The sequence below is a fragment of the Methylorubrum podarium genome (genome assembly GCF_022179745.1).
In the GTDB taxonomy this organism is placed as follows: Bacteria; Pseudomonadota; Alphaproteobacteria; order Rhizobiales; family Beijerinckiaceae; genus Methylobacterium; species Methylobacterium podarium.
On sequence record NZ_BPRD01000057.1, the window covers coordinates 1 to 5,387 of the forward strand.

Sequence of the window (5,387 nt, forward strand, 5' to 3'; positions counted from 1 at the left end):
CCCCCGTCATTCCGGGTTCCGCTGCGCGGCCCCGGAATGACGGGGGTGAGGGCCGAACCGATCCGCCGAAGACCGGGTAAAAACATCCTGCCTCAGCGCCGGCCGGTCGAGCCGAAGCCGCCCTGCCCGCGCCCGGACGGGGACGCATCCGGCGCCGCGGCGTTCTCGCGGATCTCGAAGTCCGGCCGCAGGACGCGGGTGAAGACGAGCTGCGCGATGCGCTCGCCCGGCTCGATGCGGATCACGGCCGGGCTGCCGGGCGGGTTGCGGTTCCAGGCGGAGATCAGGAGCGGCCCCTCGTAGTCGGCATCGATCACCCCCGTGCCGTTGCCGAGGACGAGGCCCTCCCGGTGCCCGAGGCCGGAGCGGGCGAAGACCAGGCCGCACCAGCCGGGATCGCCGATCCGCACCGAGACGCCGGCCGGGATCAGCGCGGGCGGGGCCTGCGGTTCCAGGAGCAGCGGCGCGTCGAGGCAGGCATGCAGGTCGAGCCCCGCGGCCGCCGCGCTGCCCCAGCGGGGAAAGCCCCACCCGGTCAGCCGCGGATCGAGGAGGTGGAGGCCGACCTTGGGAGCGGTTTCGGGCAACGCGTGACTCTCGACGGCGGCATGGGATTACGGGAAGAGCTATTCCCGAAGCGGGGGCGCGGGGCAATCGGGGCGAGCGGATGGCGCGCTGGGTGGCGGGGCTGGACGGGTGCCGCGGCGCCTGGGCGGGGGCCCTGATCGATCTCGACGATCCAGGGCGCTGGCGCTGCGCCCGCTTCGCGCGGGTGATCGACCTGCTCGACGGGCCGGAGGCGCCGGTCCGCACCGGCATCGACGTGCCGATCGGCCTGCCCGACCGGGTGGGCGGCGGCGGCCGCTCCGCCGACCGGGCGGCCCGGGCGCTTCTCGGGGCCGGGCGCGCCAGCGTCTTCCCGGTGCCGCCCCGCGCGGCGGTCTATGCGGCGAGCTACGACGCGGCCAAGGCGCTGTCGCGGGCGGGATCCGAGCCGCCCTTCGCCCCCTCGATCCAGTGCTGGAACATCCTGCCCGCCGTGCGCGCGGTCGACGAACTCCTGCGCGCCCGGTCCGATCTCGTCGCGTGCCTGCACGAGGTGCATCCGGAGGTCGCCTTCTTCCGCCTCAACGGCGATCGACGCCTGAGCGCGGGCAAGAAGGGCCCCGCCCGCGCCGAGGGTCTGTCCGCGCGCCGGGCTCTCCTGATCGCCGCCGGATTGCCGGAGGCGATGGTCGGATCGGTGCCGCCGCCGGGCGTCGGCGCCGACGACCATCTCGACGCCATGGCCGCCCTCGTCACCGCCCGCGACATCGCCGCGGGCCGGGCCGAGCCGCTTCCCAACGCGATCGAGCGCGACAGCTATGGCCTGCCGATCGTGATCTGGGCGCCGGCGCATCCGCCCCGGCCCCGCCCTTCGCCGTGAGGAGTCCAAGCCCGTGACCGACCGCCCAGCGGATCTGCCCAACGCGGATGTGCCCGACCCGGATGTGCCGGTGCGCGACATCGCCCGCGCCCTGGTCTTCGACCCCGCCGACCGCCTGCTCCTGATCGAGTACGAGGCCGTGCGCCCGATCGATCCGGCCAAGCCTGAGGCGCTCGGCTTCTGGTTCATGCCCGGCGGCGGGCTGGAGCCGGGCGAGAGCCACGAGGCGGCGTGCCGGCGCGAACTGTCGGAGGAGATCGGCGTCGCCGAGGTGGAACTCGGCCCCTGCGTCGCCGTCTGCGACGGGCCGTTCCGCCTGTTCCGCAAGCCGCGCTGGGCCCGCGAGCGCTACTTCGTGGTCCGGCTCACGAGCGACGCCGTCGACACCAGCCGGCTCGCCGAGACCGAGGACAACCCGGTGCGCGGCACCCGCTGGTGGAGGCTCGACGAACTCGCCGCCTCGGCCGAGCGGATCGAGCCCGCCGGGTTGGCCGCGCTGGCGCAACGAATCGTCTCCGGCGACGTTCCGGACCAGCCGATCCGCCTCGACTGGCGGAACGCGTGAGCCCCCGCCCTCCGCCGCGATCCGCGGTGGAGCGCGTCGGCGTGCGGGAACCGGGCACGCCGCGGGATCACATCGCGGTGATCGCGCGGGTGCGCGGGATCTGCACGGGATGTGCGCGGGCGCATCCGCCGGAGGGGATGGGTTTCGATGTTCGGATCGTTCGGTTAGCGCGTGGCAAGACAGCAAGGATGAAAGGATAACCGCCCATGTTCCCGCAGGTTCTGACCGATGGGTATCGCAGCTTTCTCGGCGAGCGGCTCCCCGGCGAGCGGCGCAAGTACGAGACGCTCGGCAAGGAGGGCCAGGAGCCCGAGGTGCTGCTGATCGGCTGCTGCGACAGCCGCGTCGCCCCGGAGGTGATCTTCGACACCGGGCCCGGCCAGATCTTCACGATCCGCAACGTGGCCAACATCGTGCCGCCCGCCGAGCGCGACAACGCCTATCACGGCACCTCCTCGGCGATCGAGTTCGCGGTCCAGGCCCTGAAGGTGAAGCACATCGTCGTGCTCGGCCACGCGACCTGCGGCGGCATCAAGGCCGCCGGGCTCGGCGCCGACCCGCTCTCCTCGGGCAACTTCATCGGCCGCTGGGTCTCGCTGGTCGAGCCGGCCAAGACGAAGCTCGTGGAGGCCGGCGACAGCCCGGACAAGGAGGGTTTTCTCACCCGCCTCGAATACGCGATGATCGGGCAGAGCCTCGAGAACCTGATGACCTTCGACTTCATCCGCGAGGCCGTCGAGGCGGGCCGCCTGCACCTGCACGGGGCGCATTTCGGCATCGTCACCGGCGAGCTGCGCATCCGCGATCCGAAGACCGGCGAATTCCGGTCGGTGGTCGAGCGCGACGGGCAGACGCTCTCCGCCTCCGCCCTGATCAGCTGCGCCGAGGCGTAACCGGACCGAACGGCCGGACACCGTGCAAGGCGCCTCCGAGGCTTTCGGAGGCGCCGTTCACGTATCGGCTGGCCCCCGCGATACAAAAAGGCGGCGGACCTTCCGGTCCGCCGCCTCCCACCCGTGTCGGGATGGAGCGTTGCGCCTCAGCGGGCGCCGGGGAGGCGCTGGGCCTGGGCGTAGTGCTGCTGGAGCACCGGCAGGGCCTGCTGGGCGTAGTTGCGCAGGGCCGGGTTCGGGCCGGACTGGGCGTAGGACTGCGTCATGCCGATCGACATCTGGTGCGCCATCACCTGCTGGCGGCCGTAGAGACGGTCGAAGCGGGCGCCGGGCGGGGTCGCGTTCAGCTCGGCCAGCATCTGCTGCTGCTGCGGGTTCGGCTGGACGATGGTGGTGCCCGCGGTGGTGTCGACGTCGAAGGCCTGGGCGCCGGCGGCCGCGCCGCGGCTCAGGCCGGTGCCGGCCCCCTCGATCGCGCCGACCGGGCCGCCCTGCAGGGTGCCGCCGACCACGCCGGTCGCGACGCCCGTGGCCGCGCCGACCGCGCCGCCGGCGATGGCGAGCGGCGCCTCGACCAGGCCGCCGACGAGACCGCCGGGGCCGGCCTGACGGGCGGCGGCGTAGTTGCGCTCGCCGCCGGCGAGGGCGACGTTGGCGGCCTGATGGTCACGCAGGGCCTCGCGGGCATAGGCCCGCACCGACGGGTTGCGGCTCTTCTGCAGCGCGATCTGGGCGGACTGGATCTCGAAGGCATTTGCCTGCATGGCGTCCAGGCGGAAATCGCCCCCGACCTGGGCGAAAGCGGGGGTCGCCATGGCGACGACGAGAGCGGACGCGGCAGCGTATTTCTTGAGCATATCAAACCTCAAATATCGGATTACCGACATGCGGACTGGCCTCGACAACCGAATGAACCGGTCGAGGCCGTGAAGATCACTTCGACGCGTCAACGGCGACCTTCCAGGCTGGTTCCCGAAATTTGACTAGGCTTTTTCGTCCCGATCCCATCCGGGGAAAACTCGTCCTCGTGCAGGGGCTTCGGGCCCTGGCCGCGCTGATGGTCGTCGTTCATCACGCGCAGAACGAGGCCGCGATCCTGGCTGCGCGGACGGGAACTGAGTTCGTCCCGCGCCACGGGCTGCCCTGGCCGGCGGGGGTCGACATCTTCTTCGTCATCTCCGGCTTCATCATCGTCCACGCGGCGGGCCCGCTCTACGGCCGGCCGGGCGCGCGGGGGCGCTTCGTCGCCCACCGCATCGCCCGCCTCGTGCCGCTCTACTGGCTGGTCACCGGGCTCTACCTCGCCCTCGGTCTGGCGATGCCCGCCCTGCTCAGCGGCGAGGGCGGCGCGCCGGACCTCGCGCGCAGCCTCGCCTCCTTCCTGTTCTGGCCGATGGCCCGGCCCGACGGGGCGGTGCTGCCGCTCTACGGGCTGGGCTGGACCCTCAACTACGAGATGGCCTTCTACGCGCTCTTCGCCGTCGGTCTCGGCCTCTCGCGGCGCGGGGCGGTGGCGTGGCTCGTCGGCGCCCTGGCGCTCGTCGTCCTCGCCGGGCGGTGGCTGCCCGCGCCGCCGGTCCCCCTCGCCTTCTGGTCCGATCCGATCGTCCTCGAATTCGCCCTCGGCGCCGGGCTCGGCCTGCTGCGCGCGGAAGGGTTGCGCCTGCCCGCCCCGGCCCGGGCCGCCCTCGCCGCTTCCGGCCTGTTCGGGCTCGCCGCCGCCCCCACCGAGCCGGCCCTGCGCCTCCTGGCCTGGGGCCTGCCCGCCGCCGTCCTCGTCGCGGCGGCCGTGCTCGGCAGGGATCGGCCCGAGATCCGGCCCGGAGAACGGGCCGACACGGCGCGCGGCGACTGGACCGCCTACGCCCTCGCGGCGGCGGAGCGGCTGGGGGATGCCTCCTACGCCCTCTACCTGCTGCACCCCTTCGTGCTGCGCGCCGTGCGCGAGGGGCTGCTGCGCACCGGTCTCGTGCCCCTCCTCGGGCCGTGGGAAAGCCTCGTCCTGATGGTCGCGCTGACCCTCCCCGCCGCGCTCCTCGCCCACCACTTCGTGGAGCGGCCGCTGACGCGCCTGGTCCGCCGCCGGCTCGACCCCGCCGGGACGCGGAAAAGCGTCGTGACGCCGGGGCGCTGAGGGGGCGACGACGCGGGCGGGGATGACCGCGTGCGGGGCGGTTTTCCCAGGCCCTGTTTCGATCTAGCCTTCCCTCCCTCGCACGCCCCTCGCACGCCCCTCGCACGCCTCGGAGGCCGGCCATGAAGACCCTGCTCGTCCCGGTCACCCTCCACGACGCCCTGCCCTCCGTCTTCGCCACGGCGGTGCTGGTGGCGCGCCGCTTCGGCAGCCTGATCGAGGGCGTGTCCCTCCGCCCGGCGCTCGCCGAATACGTCCCCGTGGACATGGTCGGCGGCATGACGTGGCTGCGCGACGAGGAGGCCGACCAGGCCGAGGCGCAGGATGCGGGCCGGCGCTTCGTCGCAGCGATGGAGGCGGCCGGCCTGC

Annotated in this window: 6 protein-coding genes and 1 pseudogene; 5 read left to right on the forward strand and 2 right to left on the reverse strand. The window is 73.4% G+C overall.

The window, feature by feature from the left end; translation table 11 throughout:
• Positions 1 to 92 precede the first annotated feature (92 nt).
• A complete protein-coding gene (gene dut, locus MFF42_RS03085; RefSeq protein ID WP_238254452.1) occupies positions 93 to 587 on the reverse strand; it encodes a dUTP diphosphatase in 495 nt (164 codons plus the stop codon).
• Positions 588 to 667: 80 nt separating this feature from the next.
• Between dut and MFF42_RS03090 the strand changes: the two genes are divergently transcribed.
• From MFF42_RS03090 to MFF42_RS03100, 3 genes are all read left to right on the forward strand, one after another.
• Entirely contained in the window at positions 668 to 1,426 is a 759-nt protein-coding gene (locus MFF42_RS03090) for a DUF429 domain-containing protein (protein ID WP_238254453.1), read from the forward strand.
• A gap of 13 nt (positions 1,427 to 1,439) precedes the next feature.
• On the forward strand, positions 1,440 to 1,991 hold the full coding sequence (locus MFF42_RS03095) for an NUDIX hydrolase (RefSeq protein WP_238254454.1): 552 nt from the start codon (positions 1,440 to 1,442) through the stop codon (positions 1,989 to 1,991).
• 206 nt (positions 1,992 to 2,197) lie between these two features.
• Entirely contained in the window at positions 2,198 to 2,884 is a 687-nt protein-coding gene (locus MFF42_RS03100) for a carbonic anhydrase (protein WP_238254455.1), read from the forward strand.
• A 146-nt stretch (positions 2,885 to 3,030) separates the two neighbouring features.
• On the opposite strand, the gene MFF42_RS03105 is transcribed toward MFF42_RS03100, so the two are convergent.
• Entirely contained in the window at positions 3,031 to 3,741 is a 711-nt protein-coding gene (locus MFF42_RS03105) for a DUF4142 domain-containing protein (protein ID WP_238254456.1), read from the reverse strand.
• Positions 3,742 to 3,911: 170 nt separating this feature from the next.
• On the opposite strand from MFF42_RS03105, the gene MFF42_RS03110 reads away from it, so the two are divergent.
• Entirely contained in the window at positions 3,912 to 5,018 is a 1,107-nt protein-coding gene (locus MFF42_RS03110; RefSeq protein WP_238254457.1) for an acyltransferase family protein, read from the forward strand.
• 122 nt (positions 5,019 to 5,140) lie between these two features.
• Positions 5,141 to 5,387, forward strand: a pseudogene (locus tag MFF42_RS03115) (universal stress protein); the annotation flags it as partial.

What these genes read in the sequence shown, in the direction of transcription:
- MFF42_RS03090 (WP_238254453.1), top strand. Translation starts at nt 668, where the DNA reads ATGGCGCGCTGGGTGGCGGGGCTGGACGGGTGCCGCGGCGCCTGGGCG.
- MFF42_RS03100 (WP_238254455.1), top strand. Translation starts at nt 2,198, where the DNA reads ATGTTCCCGCAGGTTCTGACCGATGGGTATCGCAGCTTTCTCGGCGAG.
- MFF42_RS03105 (WP_238254456.1), bottom strand. Translation starts at nt 3,741, where the DNA reads ATGCTCAAGAAATACGCTGCCGCGTCCGCTCTCGTCGTCGCCATGGCG.